This window comes from Pseudomonas multiresinivorans (assembly GCF_012971725.1).
Classification (GTDB): Bacteria; Pseudomonadota; Gammaproteobacteria; order Pseudomonadales; family Pseudomonadaceae; genus Pseudomonas; species Pseudomonas multiresinivorans.
On the sequence record NZ_CP048833.1, the window covers coordinates 4,667,815 to 4,683,645 of the forward strand.

Sequence of the window (15,831 nt, forward strand, 5' to 3'; positions counted from 1 at the left end):
CAAACCTGCCTCCATCGATACCAAACGCGCCCTGGCGGGCGTGCCGTCAATTCATTGAGCGCCGTGCGCTCTTTGGGGTGGATGCGTCAAAGGAACGTCACCCAAAAATTCGTAAGCCTATAACTTGCCTAAGGAAATTCCTTTCAGGCTCTCCGCTCAGAACAAGCAGCCGCGAAACTACCCGATGCTCAGCGCGCGCGCCACTCCGCCAGTCGCGAGCGCAGGCGCGCGGCGCACTGGCTGTGCAGCTGGCTGACGCGGGACTCGCTGACGCCCAGTACTTCGCCGATCTCCTTGAGGTTGAGCTCCTCGTCGTAGTACAGCGCCAGCACCAGCCGCTCGCGCTCGGGCAGCTTGGTGATGGCGTCGGCCAGCGCCGCCTGGAAGCGTTCGTCTTCCAGGCCGTGGGACGGCTCGTTGTCGTGGTGGGATGCGTCTTCGGCAAGGCCACCGCCCTGTTCGCCGTCCTGCAACATGTCATCGAAGCTGTACAGCCGGCTGCCCTGGGTGTCGCTGAGGATGCCGTAATAATCTTCGAGGCTCATATTGAGTTCGGCAGCAACCTCCTGATCTTTAGCGTCGCGTCCGGTGCGCGCCTCGACGGCGCGGATGGCGTCGCTGACCATACGGGTGTTGCGATGCACCGAACGGGGCGCCCAATCGCCCTTGCGCACCTCGTCGAGCATGGCGCCACGGATACGGATGCCGGCGTAGGTCTCGAAGCTCGCGCCCTTGCCCGCGTCGTACTTCTTCGCCGCCTCCAGCAGGCCGATCATCCCGGCCTGCATCAGGTCTTCCACCTGCACGCTGGCCGGCAGGCGGCCCAGCAGGTGGTAGGCGATGCGCTTCACCAGTGGCGCGTGTTTCTGGATCAGCAGTTCCTGGGAGTTATGCGCCTGTGCCTTGCTGTACATACGCGCTCCGGAGGCCGCGGTCATACGGCCGAACCCGTGGGATGTTGCACCAGGCGCTCGACGAAGAACTCCAGGTGCCCTCGTGGGTTGGCCGGCAGCGGCCAGCTGTCGACCTTCTGCGCCACCGCACGGAAGGCCAGGGAAGCCTTGCTGCGCGGGAACGCCTCATACACCGAACGCTGCTTCTGCACGGCCTTGCGCACCGACTCGTCATAGGGAATGGCGCCGACATACTGCAGCGCCACGTCCAGGAAGCGGTCGGTGACCTTGGTCAGCTTGGCGAACAGGTTGCGGCCTTCCTGGGGGCTGTGCGCCATGTTCGCCAGCACGCGGAAACGGGTCATGCCGTAGTCGCGGTTGAGCAGCTTGATCAAAGCATAGGCATCGGTGATGGACGTGGGTTCATCACAGACGACCAGCAGTACTTCCTGGGCCGCGCGGACGAAGCTCACCACCGAGTCGCCGATGCCGGCAGCGGTGTCCACCACCAGCACGTCGATGTTGTCGCTGATGTCGCTGAAAGCCTGGATCAGGCCGGCATGCTGCATCGGCGTGAGGTGCACCATGCTCTGGGTGCCCGAGGCCGCCGGGACGATGCGGATGCCGCCGGGCCCCTGGAGGATCACGTCGCGCAGGTCGCATTCGCCTTCGATCACGTCGGCCAGCGTGCGCTTGGGCGACAGGCCCAGCAGCACGTCGACGTTGGCCAGGCCAAGGTCGGCGTCCAGCAGCATGACGCGGCGACCAAGATCGGCCAGCGCCAGCGACAGATTCACCGACACGTTGGTCTTGCCCACGCCACCCTTGCCACCGGTGACTGCGATTACCTGAACGGGATGCATGCCCATATCAATACCTTGTCTCGTCGTTCGACCGTCACGCTTCTGGCGTTTCGGCTAATCCGGCTGCGGTGCTCTACCGCTTCCGGTGCTCGCGGATCGTCTTGCAGAGCATCCGCATCGCTTGGGCGGCTCAACCGGCCGCCCCACGCCCCACCCGGGGCTCACAATCCTCAGCTGGCGCGACGCACCGGCTGCTGGTAAAGGCCGGCGAACATGTCGGCCATGGCGTCCTCGCTGGGCTCTTCCGGCGACTGCAGGCTCACCGCACGGCTGACCAGTTGGTGCGCGCGTGCCACATGCAGGTCATCCGGGATCTTCGGCCCGTCAGCCAGATAGGCTACCGGGAGATGCTGGCTGATAGCCAGAGCCAGAGCTTCGCCGAGGCTTCCCGCTTCGTCCAGCTTGGTCAGGATGCACCCGGCCAGCCCACAGGAACGATAGTTCTGCCAGGCGGACTTGAGCACCTGGCTCTGGCTGGTCGCGGCCAGCACGAGGTAATTCTTCACGTTCAGGCTCAGCGACGACAGCGCTTCGAGCTGCATGCGCAGCGCCGGATCGTTGGCCGGCAGGCCGGCGGTGTCGATCAGCACCAGACGCTTGCGCGCCAGCGGCGCCATGGCCTGGATCAGCGACTGGCCAGGATCGACCAGGGTCACCGGCACATTGAGGATACGGCCCAGGGTCTTGATCTGCTCCTGGGCGCCGATGCGGAAGCTGTCCATGGACACCAGGGCGATGCTCTGCGCGCCGTATTTGAGTACGTAGCGGGCAGCCAGCTTGGCCAGGGTGGTGGTCTTGCCCATGCCGGCCGGGCCGACCAGGGCGATCACGCCGCCCTGCTCCAGCAGGTCGGTTTCCGGGGTGTTGATCGAGCGAGCCAGGTGCGCCAGCAGCATACGCCAGGCCTGCTTCGGATCGGCGATGGTGGCTACGCGCTCCAGCAGGCTGCGCGACAGGTCAGCCGGCAGGCCCATGCGCTGCAGGCGACGCCACAGGTTGGCCTGCTTCGGGCGCTGGTTCTGCAGCTGGTTCCAGGCGATGGAGCCCAGCTGCACTTCAATCAGTTCACGCAGGCCGTTGAGCTCGAAGCGCATGGCTTCCAGCGCCTGCTGGCCGGCGGCAGCCGGCGTCGGGGCAGCCGGTGCGGCCATGGCTTCGGCCAGGGTCTCGGCGGCGCTGCGGCGCGGCGCTTCGGTGCCGTACATTTGACGGTCCTTGCGCACGCCATCGGTTGCGCGAGCCGGGGCCGACAGGTCCGCCTTGGCCTGGGCGATCTTCGCCTGGGTCTTGCGCAGCTCGGCTTCCAGTGCCGGGTTCGGCTTGCTGGCGGCCACCGGCGCCTGGTAATCCAGCGCGGCGGTCAGCTCCACGCCGCCGGCGACACGGCGGTTGCCGATGATCGAGGCGTCCGGGCCCAGCTCGTCACGGACCAGTTTCATGGCCTGACGCATATCGGCGGCGAAGAAGCGTTTTACCTGCATGGCCTTGGACCTCAATCAGTTCTGCCCAACAGTGGCGACAATCGTGACTTGTTTGTTGTCCGGGATTTCCTGGTAAGCCAGCACATTCATGGTGGGAACCGCCATCCGGGCGAATCGCGACATCATCGCGCGGATGGGACCTGCCACCAGCAGAATCGCCGGCTTGCCGAGCATCTCCTGACGCTGCGCCGCTTCAACCATCGAGCGTTGCAGCTTTTCGGCCATTCCGGGTTCCAGCAACATGCCGTCTTCGGAGCCCTGTCCGGCCTTCTGAAGACTATTGAGCAATATCTGTTCCAACCTGGGTTCCAGAGTGATCACAGGCAGCTCCGGCTCTAGTCCCACAATGGTTTGCACGATTGCGCGGGCCAGCGCGACGCGAACCGCCGCCACCATCGCGGCGGGATCTTGACTCTTCGCCGCCACGTTGGCGATGGCCTCGGCGATGGTGCGGATATCGCGTACCGGCACCTGCTCCTGCAGCAGCGCCTGAAGCACCTTGAGCAGGGTCGACAGGGAAATCAGCCCCGGCACCAGCTCCTCGGCGAGCTTGGGCGAGGTCTTGGCCAGCAGTTGCATCAGCTGCTGGACTTCCTCGTGGCCGAGCAGCTCGTGGGCATGCTTGTGCAGCACCTGGTTCAGGTGGGTAGCAACCACGGTGCTGGCATCCACCACGGTGTAGCCCAGGGACTGCGCCTGGTCGCGCTGCGAGGCTTCGATCCAGACGGCTTCCAGGCCGAAGGCCGGGTCCTTGCCAGCGATGCCGTTGAGGGTGCCGAACACCTGGCCGGGGTTGATCGCCAGGTCGCGGTCCGGGTAGATCTCGGCCTCGGCCACGCTGACGCCCATCAGCGTCAGGCGATAGGCATTGGGCAGCAGGTCGAGGTTGTCGCGGATATGCACCGACGGCATCAGGAAGCCCAGGTCCTGGGACAGCTTCTTGCGCACGCCCTTGATCCGCGCCAGCAGCTGGCCGCCCTGGTTGCGGTCCACCAGCGGAATCAGGCGGTAGCCCACTTCCAGGCCGACCATGTCGACAGGAGTCACGTCATCCCAGCCCAGTTCCTTGGTCTGCTCGGCGCGCTGGGCGGGCAGCAGTTCCTGCTGGGTCTGGGCTTCCTGCTCGGCCTTCTGGCTGGCCTTGCGCTGTCGGTTCCAGATCATCCAGGCGCCACCGGCAGCCAGAGCGCCCAGGCCGACGAAGGAAACGTGCGGCATGCCGGGCACCAGGCCCATGGCGATGAGGATGGCGGCAGAGATGGCCAGCGCCTTGGGCGAGGCGAACATCTGGCGGTTGACCTGGGCCCCCATGTCCTCGGAGCTGGACACACGGGTCACCATGATCGCGGCGGCGGTGGACAGCAGCAGCGAGGGCAACTGCGCCACCAGACCGTCACCGATGGTCAGCAGGGCGTAGACCTTGCCGGCATCGCCGAAGCTCATCGAGTGCTGGATCACGCCGATGGCCACGCCACCGATGAGGTTGATGAAAAGAATCAGCAGGCCGGCAACGGCGTCACCGCGGACGAACTTGCTGGCACCGTCCATGGAGCCGTAGAAGTCGGCTTCCTGGGCCACTTCGGCGCGGCGCTTCTTGGCTTCCGCCTGCTCGATCAGGCCGGCGTTGAGGTCGGCGTCGATGGCCATCTGCTTGCCGGGCATGGCATCGAGGGTGAAACGCGCGCTCACCTCGGAGATACGCCCGGCACCCTTGGTGACCACCACGAAGTTGATGATCATGAGGATCGCGAAGACCACGATGCCGACGACGTAGTTGCCGCCGATCACCACCTCGCCGAAGGCCTGGATCACCTTGCCCGCGGCCGCGTGACCGTCGTGGCCGTGCAGCAGCACGACGCGGGTGGACGCGACGTTCAGCGCCAGGCGCAGCAGGGTGGCGACCAGCAGGATGGTCGGGAACACGGCGAAGTCCAGCGGGCGCAGGGCGTACACGCTGACCAGCAGGACCACGATGGACAGGGCGATATTGAAGGTGAACAGCACATCCAGCAGGAACGGCGGAATGGGCAGGGTCATCATCGCCAGCATCGCCAGCAGCAGCAGCGGCACGCCGAGGTTGCCTCGGCTGAGCCCTACCAGGTTGCTGCGAACAGTGCCGATCAGTTGCGTACGATCCACCCGAATTTCCCCTGCGCGTGGGTGGCCGAGGCAGCCACCGGATCAAACTTTTGACGCCGAGACCGGCATCCGCACAGGGTTTTGCAGGAAGCGTTCCAACTTCTTCGAACCGCGATAAATGCCCGACTCAGAGCGGCCGGATCACCAGCTTCCGGAAGCGCCGCCACCACCGCTGGAACCGCCACCGCCGGAGTAACTGCTGCCGCCGCCGGAGGACGAACTGCTGCCGCCGGAGCTCGAATCCGAGCCGGACCCGGAACCGGAGCTGCCGCCGGCCAGGAAGGCGACCAGCATCGGCACGTACAGCATCGGAATCAGCGCCAGCGAATCGGGAAGCGCCCAGGGCCACAGCGGGATTCCTGTCGCATAGACAACGAACCCGGCGATGCCGCCGGCCAGCGCCAGGCGAATGCAGAATTCCAGCCCGCTGCGCTTCCAGGTGCCGTAGGCGAGGAAGAACGGCAGACACAGGAAGATCAGTGCGACGGTTCCGCCAATGGGCGCCGCCAGGCCATAGAGCGCGACGTCTCCCCCGTCGAAATGCGAGGCGAGCAGCATCAGCGCCACCAGGTAACCGATGATCCCGCACACCACCCAGGCCGCCTTGCGCGAAGAGGCAGCCAGGGCGCCGATGCCGCCACCGGTGAACAGGCAGAACGGCAGGACGAAGAGCAGCGTCGGCGCGGCTTTCAATCCGGAACTGAAGGCCAGCAATAGCGCCAGGGCCACCGATGCGAGCAGCACGGCGCGAACGCTGAACCAGCGCCTGCGCAAGGCAATGCCTGCCACGGCACCAGCGCTCAGGCCGATCAGCAGCAGCCAGCCCTCGAGCGTCAGGCCGCCCTGCTGGTGTTCCTCCGGCAGTGTCTCGCCATCGATCAGACGCTCCAGGACCTCGACCGCCTGCTGGATGCCGCCAGCGAAGTCACCGTCGCGGAAGGACGGAACCATGTATTCCCGGATGATCCGCGCGGCACTGACATCCGGAATCGCGCCTTCCAGCCCATAGCCGACTTCGATGCGCATGGTCCGGTCGTCCCTGGCTACCAGCACCAGCACGCCATCGTCCACGCCCTTGCGCCCCAGGCGCCATTGTTCGAAGACGCGGGTGGCGTACTGCTCGATGCTGTCCTCGCCGGTGCTGGGCAGCATCAGAATGGCAATCTGCGATCCCTTGCGCTGCTGCAGCGCCAGCAGGCGCTGGCGCATAGAGGCGACCCAGTCGCTATCCAGGGTGCCGGTGAGGTCAGTGACCGGGCTCTCCAGCCGGGGCACGGCCACCGCGGCAGGCGCTTGCTCCTGCAGCGCGTCGGCGACATCTACGCTGGCCGCAGCCCTATCAGCCTGGACGGCCTGCGTGAGCGGCGCGCCCGACAGGAGGAACAGGCACAGGAAGCCGAGAATCCAGGCTCTCATCAGGCAGCCGCCCTCGGCCGTCCGCGCAGGGCCTGCAGAATCCCCATGGACAGCTTCGGATCGTGCAACTGGCCGCGCCAGGCGCGAACGACGCTGAAGGCAGAGCTGACGAGGACGTATCCCGTGATCAGCAGACTGAACACCACCACCAGCACGGACTTGATCTGAGGCCAGAGCTTGATCTCGCCATCGCTGGCAACCACGCCCAGCGAGCCGCGGACCAGCGGCGGAGCCCTGCGCCCCAGCAGCAGATACCCCAGCACCAGCAAGGGGATGAACCACAGCGAGACGTAGATCACCGGTAGCGTGACTAGGGGAATGACGGCAGCAATGCGGCGGTCGCGAACGGTGCTGTCCATGGCGTGCTCAGTGCCTCCTGGCAAATGGGTGTCGAGATGCTAGTTGAATGCGCTCAACGCGCAAAGCCGCGGGGCGCTGCACTACCAGCTGCCGGAGGCCCCACCGCCGCCGCTCGACCCGCCACCGCCGGAGAAACCGCCACCGCTGGAGCCGCCACGGGAAGAGCCGCTGCCCGAGCCGGACCCGCCAGCCCCCTTGCCCGAACCGAATATCAGCAGCCCGGGGAGCGCCATGAAAGGCAGCACCGCCAGCCAGCTCAGCGGCATGGCCGGTGCGCCCGCGAAGAACGCCACCACCAGGTAGAGCCCCGCCAGGATCAGCAAGCGCAGGTAGAAGCCCTGGTGCCCCTTGCGCCAGGTATCGCGCATCATCGAGATAACCAGCCACCAGAGGCCAAGCACGAACAGCAGGCCCACCGGCGCGGCCAGCGCATAAATCCACAGCACGCCGCCAAAACGCGGCGTCAGGAAGCCGAGCAGGATGCAGTAGGCGATCAGCCCGAGCACCCCGTAGAACATCGCGCGAACCGTCCACAGTGCGCCAAAGGTAGCGCCACCAATCAGCAAGCAGAGCGGCGAAATCGCCACGGTCACCAGGGCATCCGTGCCGCTGGCGAATACCGCCACCAGCGCAACGATTGCGATGCCGATCATCAGGGCACCACGCCAACGCAGGCGATGGGCGGCCAGCAACACACCGCCAATCCCACCCGCCACGAACGCCACCAGCAGCAGCCAGGCTTCCAACGGCACCCGCAACGGGGCGGGCGCGGCCAGCGGTTCGCCGTCGACCAGCCCGATCAGCGCATCCACCGCCGCGTCGATACCGCCGGCGTAGTCACCTTCGCGGAAAGCCGGCGCCATGCGCTCGCGGATGATGCGCCCGGCCAGCACATCGGGAATCGCCCCTTCCAGGCCGTAACCCACCTCAATGCGCATCAGGTGGTCGTCCTTGGCCACCACCACCAGCACGCCATCGTCGATGCCCTTGCGCCCGAGCTTCCACAGACTGAACAGTTTGTTGGAAAACGCCTCGATGCCCATCTTGCCGACCGTGGGCAGCATCACCACGGCGATCTGCGCACCGCGCCGCTCCTCCAGGGCCGTGAGCTTGTCGATCAGGCGGGCCTTGGCGGTGGGGTCGAGCGTGCCGGTGACGTCGACCACGCGTTCGCCCAGCGGCAGCGGGACTCCGCCGTCGGCATCCGAAGCCGCCCAGGCAAACTGGGAACAGAACAGGCAGAGCAGAAACCAGAACGTCGCGCGCCAGCCGACGGAGAATCCATGAAGCATCGAAGTGTCCCTTCGCGATCCTTGCAGCCGGAGCATGCGGCCCGGCCATGAACCGCCCATGCTACTGCGGTCTGACGGACGAGATATGTCGGACGCGTCCTATATCACTCGTCCCGCCGCAAATCCGGCGGAATCGGCAGGTCCGGCATCGGGCCGGGGCGTTTGCCCTTGCCGGCGCGGTACTGCTTGAGCTGGTAGACATAGGCCAGCACCTGAGCAACCGCCAGGTATAGGCCGGCGGGAATCTCATGGTCCAGTTCGGTGGAGTAGTACACCGCCCGCGCCAGGGCCGGGGATTCGAGCACCGTGACCTTGTGCTCCTGGGCGATCTCGCGAATCTTCAGCGCCATGAAGTCGTTGCCCTTGGCCAGCAACTTGGGCGCACCGCCCTTCTCCGCGTCGTACTGCAGGGCCACGGCGAAGTGGGTCGGGTTGGTGATCACCACGTCGGCCTGGGGCACCGCCTGCATCATGCGCCGGTTGGCCATCTCGCGCTGCATCTGGCGGACCTTGGCCTTGACCTCCGGCTTGCCCTCGGAGTCCTTGTACTCGTCCTTGACCTCCTGCTTGGTCATCATCAGCTTCTTGCGGTTGTCCCAGAGCTGGAACGGAACGTCCGCGGCGGCGATGAAGATGATGCTGCAGGCCAGCCAGAAGGCGCTCCAGCCCACGACCTTGGCGCTGTGCACCATGGCCTGCTCCAGCGGCTCGTGGGACATCGCCAGCAGGTCGTCCTGGTCGGACTTGAGCACCAGTATCGCCACGATCAGCACCAGCACGAACTTGGCCAGCGCCTTGAGCAACTCGGTCAGCGAGCGCAGCGAGAACATACGCTTGAGCCCCGCCAGCGGGTTCATCCGGCTGAACTTGGGCGCCAGCGCCTCGGCGGAAAACAGCCAGCCGCCCAGGGCCACCGGCCCGATCAGCGCAGCCAGCAGCAACACGGCAAGGATCGGCCAGACGCCATCGGCGCCGATCTTCGCACCGGCGATCAGCAGGTTGAGCATGCTCTCGCTGTTCATCGCCGTGGCGCGGTCGAACTCGAAGCTGCCGCGCATCAGGCGCAGCAGCGCGTCGGCGAGGCTGGCGCCGAACATCAGCAGACCACCGGCGCCGGCGAGCAGCACGGCCAGGGTGTTCAGCTCCTTGGACCTGGGTAGCTGCCCTTTCTCGCGCGCGTCGCGGCGCCGTTTCTCGGTAGGTTCCTCTGTCTTGTCTTCGCTACTGTCGTTCTCGGCCATCAGCGGGCCCCCACGAGTTCGCGAAGCAGGCGCAGGCCTTCACTGGCCAGTGCCTGGTACTGAGTCAGAATGTCGGCACTGCCAATCCAGACAATGACGAACCCCATGACCAGGGTCAGGGGGAAACCGATGGAGAAGATATTCAGCTGCGGCGCGGCGCGCGTCATGGCGCCGAATGCGAGGTTGACCACCAGCAGCGCGGTGATCGCCGGCAAGGCGATCATCAGGCCGGCACCCAGGACCCAGCCGAGCTTCCCGGCCACGGTGATGAAATGGTTGCTCGACAGCCCCTCGCCCACCGGCAGCGTGTTGAAGCTTTCGGCCAGCACCTCGAACACCACCAGGTGGCCGTTCATGGAGAGGAACAGCAGCGTCACCAGCATGGTGAAGAACTGCCCCAGCACTGGCACGGAAATACCGTTGGTGGGGTCGACCATGGAGGCGAAACCCAGGCCCATCTGCATGGAGATGATCTGCCCGGAGATGACGAAGGCATGGAACATCAGCTGCAGGACGAAGCCGAGCATGGCGCCGACGAGGATTTCCTGGGCGATGTAGACCATCGCCTTTAGGCTCAGCGCGTCCACCTGCGGCATCGGCGGCAGGTTCGGCACCAGGGCCACGGCGATCGCCACGGACAGGTAGAGGCGCACACGGGTGGGCACCAGCTGGGTGCCGATGATCGGCATCACCATCAACATCGCGGCAATGCGGAACAGCGGGAACAGGAAGGCCCCGATCCAGCCGCCGATCTGCGCGTTGCTGAGCTCGAGCATCAGCCGATCAGCGTCGGGATGCTGGTGATCAGCGACTGGGTGTACTCCATCAGCTGCCGCAGCAGCCAGGGCCCCAGCACGATCAGGGTCATCAATACCACCAGCAGGCGCGGCAGGAAACTCAGGGTCTGCTCGTTGATCTGCGTGGCGGCCTGGAACATCGCCACGATCAGGCCCACCAGCAGGCTGGGCAGCACCAGGATGCCGACCATCACGGCGGTCAGCCAGAGCGCTTCACGGAACAGGTCGACAGCGACTTCGGGGGTCATGGTTGCTCCTCTTGCGCGGCGGCCTCAATGGAAAGCTCATTCGCAGGATGGGTGGAGCTTGCGATACCCATCAGCGGGTTCGCCCCGGATATCGATGGGTATCGCTTCGCTCCACACCATCCTACGGTGCCATCGGATAGCGTTGCGCCGACAGGAATGGACATCGCTAGACCGTCCCGAAACTGCCGGCGAGCGTACCGATGATCAGCGCCCAGCCGTCCACCAGGACGAACAGCATGATCTTGAACGGCAACGAGATGATCAGTGGCGAGAGCATCATCATGCCCATCGCCATCAGCACGCTGGACACCACCAGGTCGATGATCAGGAACGGAATGAAGATCATGAAACCGATCTGGAACGCCGTCTTCAACTCCGAAGTGACGAACGCCGGCACCAGGATGGTCAGGGGCGTGGCGTCGGCGCTGGCGATGTCGGTGCGCTTGGACAGCCGCACGAACAGCTCCAGGTCCGATTGCCGGGTCTGCGCCAGCATGAAGGCCTTGAGCGGCACCTCGGCGCGGGTGATCGCTTCCTGTGCCGGGATCTGTTCGCTCAGGTAAGGCTGCAGCGCGGTCGTGTTGATCTTGTCGAACACCGGTGCCATGACGAACAGGGTGAGGAACATGGCCAGGCCGATCAGCACCTGGTTCGACGGCGTGCTCTGCAGGCCCAGCGCCTGGCGCAGGATGGAGAAGACGATGATGATCCGGGTGAAGCTGGTCATCAGCATGACGAACGCCGGGATGAAGCTCAGCGCGGTCATGATCAGCAGGATCTGCAGGCTGACCGAGTATTCCTGCTGCCCCTGCGGGTTGGTGGTCACGGTGATCGCCGTCAGTTGCGTCGGATCGGCGGCGAAGGCCTGCGGTGCCATCAGCGCCAGCAGGCCCAGTAGCAACGGTGCGATGGCCTTGAGTGCGGCGATCAGAACGGAAGAAGTCGGCGAACGGGTCACTGTGGGCGGCCCTTGTCCTTGTTCAGCAATTCCAGCAGGCGCTGGGCGAATTCCGGCTGCGCTGGTTCCGATTCGGCGGCATGCACCGGCTGGCGCATGACGTGCAGCGGGGTGATGCGGCCGGGCGTAAGGCCCAGCAGCACCTGCTCCTCGCCCACCTGCACCAGCACCAGCCGATCACGCGGGCCGAGGGACTGGCTGGAAATCAGGCGGATCGCCTGGTTGCCGCGCGGCACCACCTGCTGCACACGGCGCACCAGCCAGGCGAGCAGGAAGATCAGGCCGACCACCAGCACCAGGCCCAGCAGTAACTGCATCAGCTGCGCGCCGGCACTGCCGGTGATCAGGCTTGGCGTGGAGCTGGCATGGACGATGGCCGGGTTGGATGCCGGAACCTTGGCGGTCTCGTCGGCCATCGCCAGGAGGGACAGCCCCGCCAGCGGCAGGACGGACAGTTTCGCGAGCAGGCGGGCCATGTCAGCGCAGCTTCTTGATGCGTTCGCTGGGGCTGATCACGTCGGTGAGGCGGATGCCGAATTTCTCGTTCACCACCACCACTTCGCCGTGAGCGATCAGGGTGCCGTTGACCAGCACGTCCAGCGGCTCGCCGGCCAGGCGATCGAGCTCGATCACCGAGCCCTGGTTGAGCTGCAGCAGGTTGCGGATGTTGATGTCGGTATGCCCGACCTCCATGGAAATGGTCACCGGAATATCCAGGATCACATCCAGGTTGGGGCCTTCCAGCCCGGCGATCATCGGCGTCTTGGGCGCCATGCCGAACTCTTCCATCGGTGCGCGCGGTGCGGCGGGCACGGCCGGAGCCGCAGCGCCGGCCATCATCGCGTCGATGTCGTCCTGGTTGGCGTCACCGGATTCGGAGAGCGCCGCGGCCCACTCGTCGGCCAGCGCCTGTTCTTCGGGAGTCACGTTTTCTTCATCAGACATGGTGGGTCCTCGTGGGATCCGCTCAGCGCAAGCGCTCGAGGGGATCGAGAATCTGCAAGGCCAGGTTGCCCTTGTGCGAACCCAGCTTGACCTTGAAGGAAGGCACGCCGTTGGCGCGCATGATCATGTATTCGGGCAGCTCCACCGGGATGACGTCGCCCGGCTGCATGTGCAGGATGTCGCGCAGCTTGAGCTGGCGGCGCACGACAGTGGCACCCACCGGCACGCTGACGTCGAGGATGTCTTCGCGCAGGGCGTTGATCCAGCGCTCGTCCTGGTCGTCCACGTCGGACTGGAAGCCGGCGTCGAGCATCTCGCGGATCGGCTCGATCATCGCGTAAGGCAGGGTGATGTGCAGGTCGCCGCCACCACCGTCCAGCTCGATGTGGAAGGTGGAGACCACCACCACTTCGCTAGGGCTGACGATGTTGGCCATCGCCGGGTTCACCTCGGAGTTCACGTACTCGAAGTTGATCGGCATCACCGCGTGCCAGGCTTCGGCGAGATCGACGAAGGCCTGCTCGATGACCATCCGTACCACGCGCAGCTCGGTGGGGGTGAACTCGCGGCCCTCGATCTTGGCGTGACGCCCGTCGCCGCCAAAGAAGTTGTCCACCAGCTTGAACACCAGCTTGGCATCGAGGATGAACAGCGCGGTGCCGCGCAGCGGTTTCATCTTCACCAGGTTGAGGCTGGTGGGCACGTACAGCGAATGCACGTACTCGCCGAACTTCATTACCTGCACGCCGCCCACGGCGACATCCGCCGAGCGGCGCAGCAGGTTGAACATGCTGATGCGGGTATAGCGGGCGAACCGCTCGTTGATCATCTCTAGGGTCGGCATGCGGCCCCGGACGATGCGGTCCTGACTGGTCAGGTCGTAGGACTTGATCGCCCCCGGCTCGACGTCGGACTCGGTTTCCACCAGGCCATCGTCCACGCCGTGCAACAGCGCGTCGATCTCGTCCTGGGAAAGTAGATCCTGCATGGCCATGGCGGGTACCTACTGCAATACGAAGTTGGTGAAAAGCACTTGCTCCACGGTCAACTGACCGGTCGCCTTCTTCGCCAGTTCCTGAAGACTGGAAGTCGCCTGCTGACGCAGCATTTCCTTGCCCACCGGCGTCACCAGCGTGTCGAAATTCTGACTGGAGAACAGCATCACCAGCTGGTTGCGCACCAGCGGCATCTGCTCGCGCAGCGCGTCCATCTGCGCCTGGTCGCGGCCCATGAGGGCGACGGCCACCTGCAGATAGCGCTGGCGACCGTTCTGATTGAAGTTGACCACGAAGGCCGGCGCGAGGATCTCGTAGACCGCCTGCTTCCTGGTCGGCTCCGCCTGCTCGGCGCTCTTGGCTTCGGCTTCCTCGGGCTTGGCGCTCTTGTGCAGGAAGAACCAGGTGCCGCCCACCGAAGCACCGACTGCCAGCAGGAAGGCCAGCACGATGATGATGATGAGTTTCAGCTTGCCCTTGGCGGGCGCTTGTCCATCGGGAAGCGGAGGCTGTTCTTTCTTGGCCATGCCAAATATCCGTCACTATTCCGGCGCAATGCGCTGATACAGGGGGTATCAGCAAGGGCTGTGCCAGTTCGACTGGCGCCGCCGCGGATATTACAGGCTAGACGGAGGATGTCACGGGGAGCGTAAGAATTTTCCTGTGCATCCACAGGTTGGGCGTTTGCCGAACAGGGCAGGTTCAGCACCCGGGCGTTTTCCCTCTCCCTAACCCTCTCCCTGAAGGGAGAGGGGACTGAGCGGCATCATGCGAATACTGAGCTGACCGGCAACTCCGGGCTGCTCCCTCTCCCTTCAGGGAGAGGGCTGGGGAGAGGGAGCTTTCAAACAACGCACCATTTCCCGTAGTGCAACCAGCAAGTCACGCGTAGTAATCCACCAATCCCCTGCCCTGCGCCGTCGATGCCGGGCGGATCTCCGACACGCCGCTGATCATCGGCTCGTCGTCGCCCTCTGAACCGGCCACGCGCCGCGAACTGCCGCGCTCATCGCCCTGCTGCTGTTGCTGCCAGCCGCGGGCCGACTGGTCCGAGACGTTGACGTCCAACTGGCCCATGCCCTGCTGGCTGAACATTTCGCGCAAGCGGTGCTGCTGGCTGTCCAGCGCTTCACGCACGCCGGCGTTGGCGCTGACGAAGTTCACCTGGGTCTGGTCGGCGGTCATGTGGATGCGCACCTCCAGGCGACCGAGGTCGGCCGGGTCCATCTGGATCTCGGCGGACTTGAGGTTCTGCGAGGACATCCACATCACCCGGTCCACCACCTGGTCGGTCCAGCCATTCTGCTGCATCGACACCGCCTGGCCGGGCACCAGCGGGTTCACCGGGCGACTGGTCATGGCCTGTGGCGTGTTCAGCGCCTGGGTCAGGGACTCCAGGCGCGCAGCGAAGCTCTCGTTGCGCGGCATCTCCGGCTTGGCGTCGGTCTGCACATCCGCCAATTGCTGGGTCAGGTCGGCACCATCCTTCAGCGCGCCTTCGCCGAGCTTCGCTTCACCGCCCTTGGCGGCCGAATCCGGGTTCAGCGCGGCCAGGGCAGCGGACAAGTCGTTCTTCGCGTCGGCGTTCGCCTTGCCGTCGGCCTTGGCTGCCAGGTGGCCGGCCAGTTGCGTCTGCTGAACCTGCGGTGCCTGATCCTCGCCACCCAGCCCCAGGGCCAGGCTCACGCCAGGGATCTCGTTGAGCTTCTGCAAGTCGCCATCGCTGCTGGCATCCGTCAGCTGGCTGGCCCCGCTGCTGACCACCAGCGGTGGCGCCTCGGGCTCCGGCAGTTGCCCGGTCATGCCCAGCATCAGCAGCGGGTCGAGGGTCGCGTCGGTCTTGGCTTCGGTGTCGGCTGCCGTGCTGTCCTGCGCCTTGTTGGCGCCATCGGCCGGCAAGGCCTTGCCGTCCTCGGCAACCTTTGGCTGGTCGGCGGCAGCCGGCGCAGCAGAATCCTTGCTCGCGGCGCCCTTGTCGGCAGTGTCCCGAGGCTTGTCGGTCTTCGCCTTGACGGGCTTGTCGGGGCGCTCGCTGGCGGCCGGACGCTGCTCCTTGGCATAGACGTCGGCGAAGCTGGAACCCTTGTCGTTGCTGCTGTTCGACGAATTCTGGGCAGACCTGGAGAGCGCCGCCTTGGGCCTGGTGTCAGGCGTCGACGTCAATAACATATCCGGGGCGACAGCCATCGGAGTTCTCCGTTGA

General features: G+C 65.4%; 16 protein-coding genes. All 16 read right to left on the bottom strand.

Annotated elements, in window-relative coordinates; translation table 11 throughout:
• Positions 1–188 precede the first annotated feature (188 nt).
• On the bottom strand, positions 189–938 hold the full coding sequence (gene fliA, locus G4G71_RS21210; protein WP_024764971.1) for an RNA polymerase sigma factor FliA: 750 nt from the start codon (positions 936–938) through the stop codon (positions 189–191).
• Entirely contained in the window at positions 935–1,762 is an 828-nt protein-coding gene (gene fleN, locus G4G71_RS21215) for a flagellar synthesis regulator FleN (protein WP_017520297.1), read from the bottom strand. Before fleN ends, fliA begins: the two co-directional genes overlap by 4 nt.
• Positions 1,763–1,926: 164 nt before the next feature.
• A complete protein-coding gene (gene flhF, locus G4G71_RS21220) occupies positions 1,927–3,237 on the bottom strand; it encodes a flagellar biosynthesis GTPase FlhF (RefSeq protein ID WP_169939927.1) in 1,311 nt (436 codons plus the stop codon).
• Positions 3,238–3,252: 15 nt separating this feature from the next.
• Positions 3,253–5,376 carry a flagellar biosynthesis protein FlhA gene (gene flhA / locus G4G71_RS21225; RefSeq protein ID WP_169939929.1) on the bottom strand — a complete coding sequence of 708 codons (2,124 nt, stop codon included), beginning with the start codon at positions 5,374–5,376 and terminating at the stop codon, positions 3,253–3,255.
• A 141-nt stretch (positions 5,377–5,517) separates the two neighbouring features.
• Complete coding sequence (locus G4G71_RS21230; RefSeq protein ID WP_169939931.1) at positions 5,518–6,792, bottom strand: TPM domain-containing protein; 1,275 nt, start codon at positions 6,790–6,792, stop codon at positions 5,518–5,520.
• The gene (locus G4G71_RS21235; protein ID WP_169939933.1) at positions 6,792–7,151 is read right to left on the bottom strand and encodes a hypothetical protein; all 360 of its coding nucleotides are present in this window, start codon (positions 7,149–7,151) and stop codon (positions 6,792–6,794) included. Before G4G71_RS21235 ends, G4G71_RS21230 begins: the two co-directional genes overlap by 1 nt.
• Before the next feature lie 81 nt (positions 7,152–7,232).
• Positions 7,233–8,444 carry a TPM domain-containing protein gene (locus G4G71_RS21240; protein ID WP_169939935.1) on the bottom strand — a complete coding sequence of 404 codons (1,212 nt, stop codon included), beginning with the start codon at positions 8,442–8,444 and terminating at the stop codon, positions 7,233–7,235.
• 104 nt (positions 8,445–8,548) lie between these two features.
• The gene (gene flhB, locus G4G71_RS21245) at positions 8,549–9,685 is read right to left on the bottom strand and encodes a flagellar biosynthesis protein FlhB (RefSeq protein WP_169939937.1); all 1,137 of its coding nucleotides are present in this window, start codon (positions 9,683–9,685) and stop codon (positions 8,549–8,551) included.
• Positions 9,685–10,461 carry a flagellar biosynthetic protein FliR gene (gene fliR / locus G4G71_RS21250; protein ID WP_024764964.1) on the bottom strand — a complete coding sequence of 259 codons (777 nt, stop codon included), beginning with the start codon at positions 10,459–10,461 and terminating at the stop codon, positions 9,685–9,687. The genes flhB and fliR overlap by 1 nt, the downstream gene beginning before the upstream one ends.
• On the bottom strand, positions 10,461–10,730 hold the full coding sequence (fliQ, locus tag G4G71_RS21255; RefSeq protein WP_054907285.1) for a flagellar biosynthesis protein FliQ: 270 nt from the start codon (positions 10,728–10,730) through the stop codon (positions 10,461–10,463). The genes fliR and fliQ overlap by 1 nt, the downstream gene beginning before the upstream one ends.
• A gap of 166 nt (positions 10,731–10,896) precedes the next feature.
• Positions 10,897–11,607 carry a flagellar type III secretion system pore protein FliP gene (gene fliP / locus G4G71_RS21260; RefSeq protein ID WP_156160422.1) on the bottom strand — a complete coding sequence of 237 codons (711 nt, stop codon included), beginning with the start codon at positions 11,605–11,607 and terminating at the stop codon, positions 10,897–10,899.
• Between the two features lie 77 nt (positions 11,608–11,684).
• A complete protein-coding gene (fliO, locus tag G4G71_RS21265; RefSeq protein ID WP_169939938.1) occupies positions 11,685–12,164 on the bottom strand; it encodes a flagellar biosynthetic protein FliO in 480 nt (159 codons plus the stop codon).
• 1 nt (position 12,165) lies between these two features.
• Positions 12,166–12,633, bottom strand: coding sequence for a flagellar motor switch protein FliN (gene fliN, locus G4G71_RS21270; protein WP_138215080.1), 468 nt, complete (start codon positions 12,631–12,633; stop codon positions 12,166–12,168).
• Positions 12,634–12,655: 22 nt separating this feature from the next.
• A complete protein-coding gene (gene fliM / locus G4G71_RS21275) occupies positions 12,656–13,627 on the bottom strand; it encodes a flagellar motor switch protein FliM (protein ID WP_045212074.1) in 972 nt (323 codons plus the stop codon).
• A 9-nt stretch (positions 13,628–13,636) separates the two neighbouring features.
• Complete coding sequence (gene fliL, locus G4G71_RS21280) at positions 13,637–14,155, bottom strand: flagellar basal body-associated protein FliL (RefSeq protein WP_169939939.1); 519 nt, start codon at positions 14,153–14,155, stop codon at positions 13,637–13,639.
• Between the two features lie 355 nt (positions 14,156–14,510).
• Positions 14,511–15,815, bottom strand: coding sequence for a flagellar hook-length control protein FliK (locus G4G71_RS21285; RefSeq protein ID WP_169939940.1), 1,305 nt, complete (start codon positions 15,813–15,815; stop codon positions 14,511–14,513).
• Positions 15,816–15,831 lie beyond the last annotated feature (16 nt).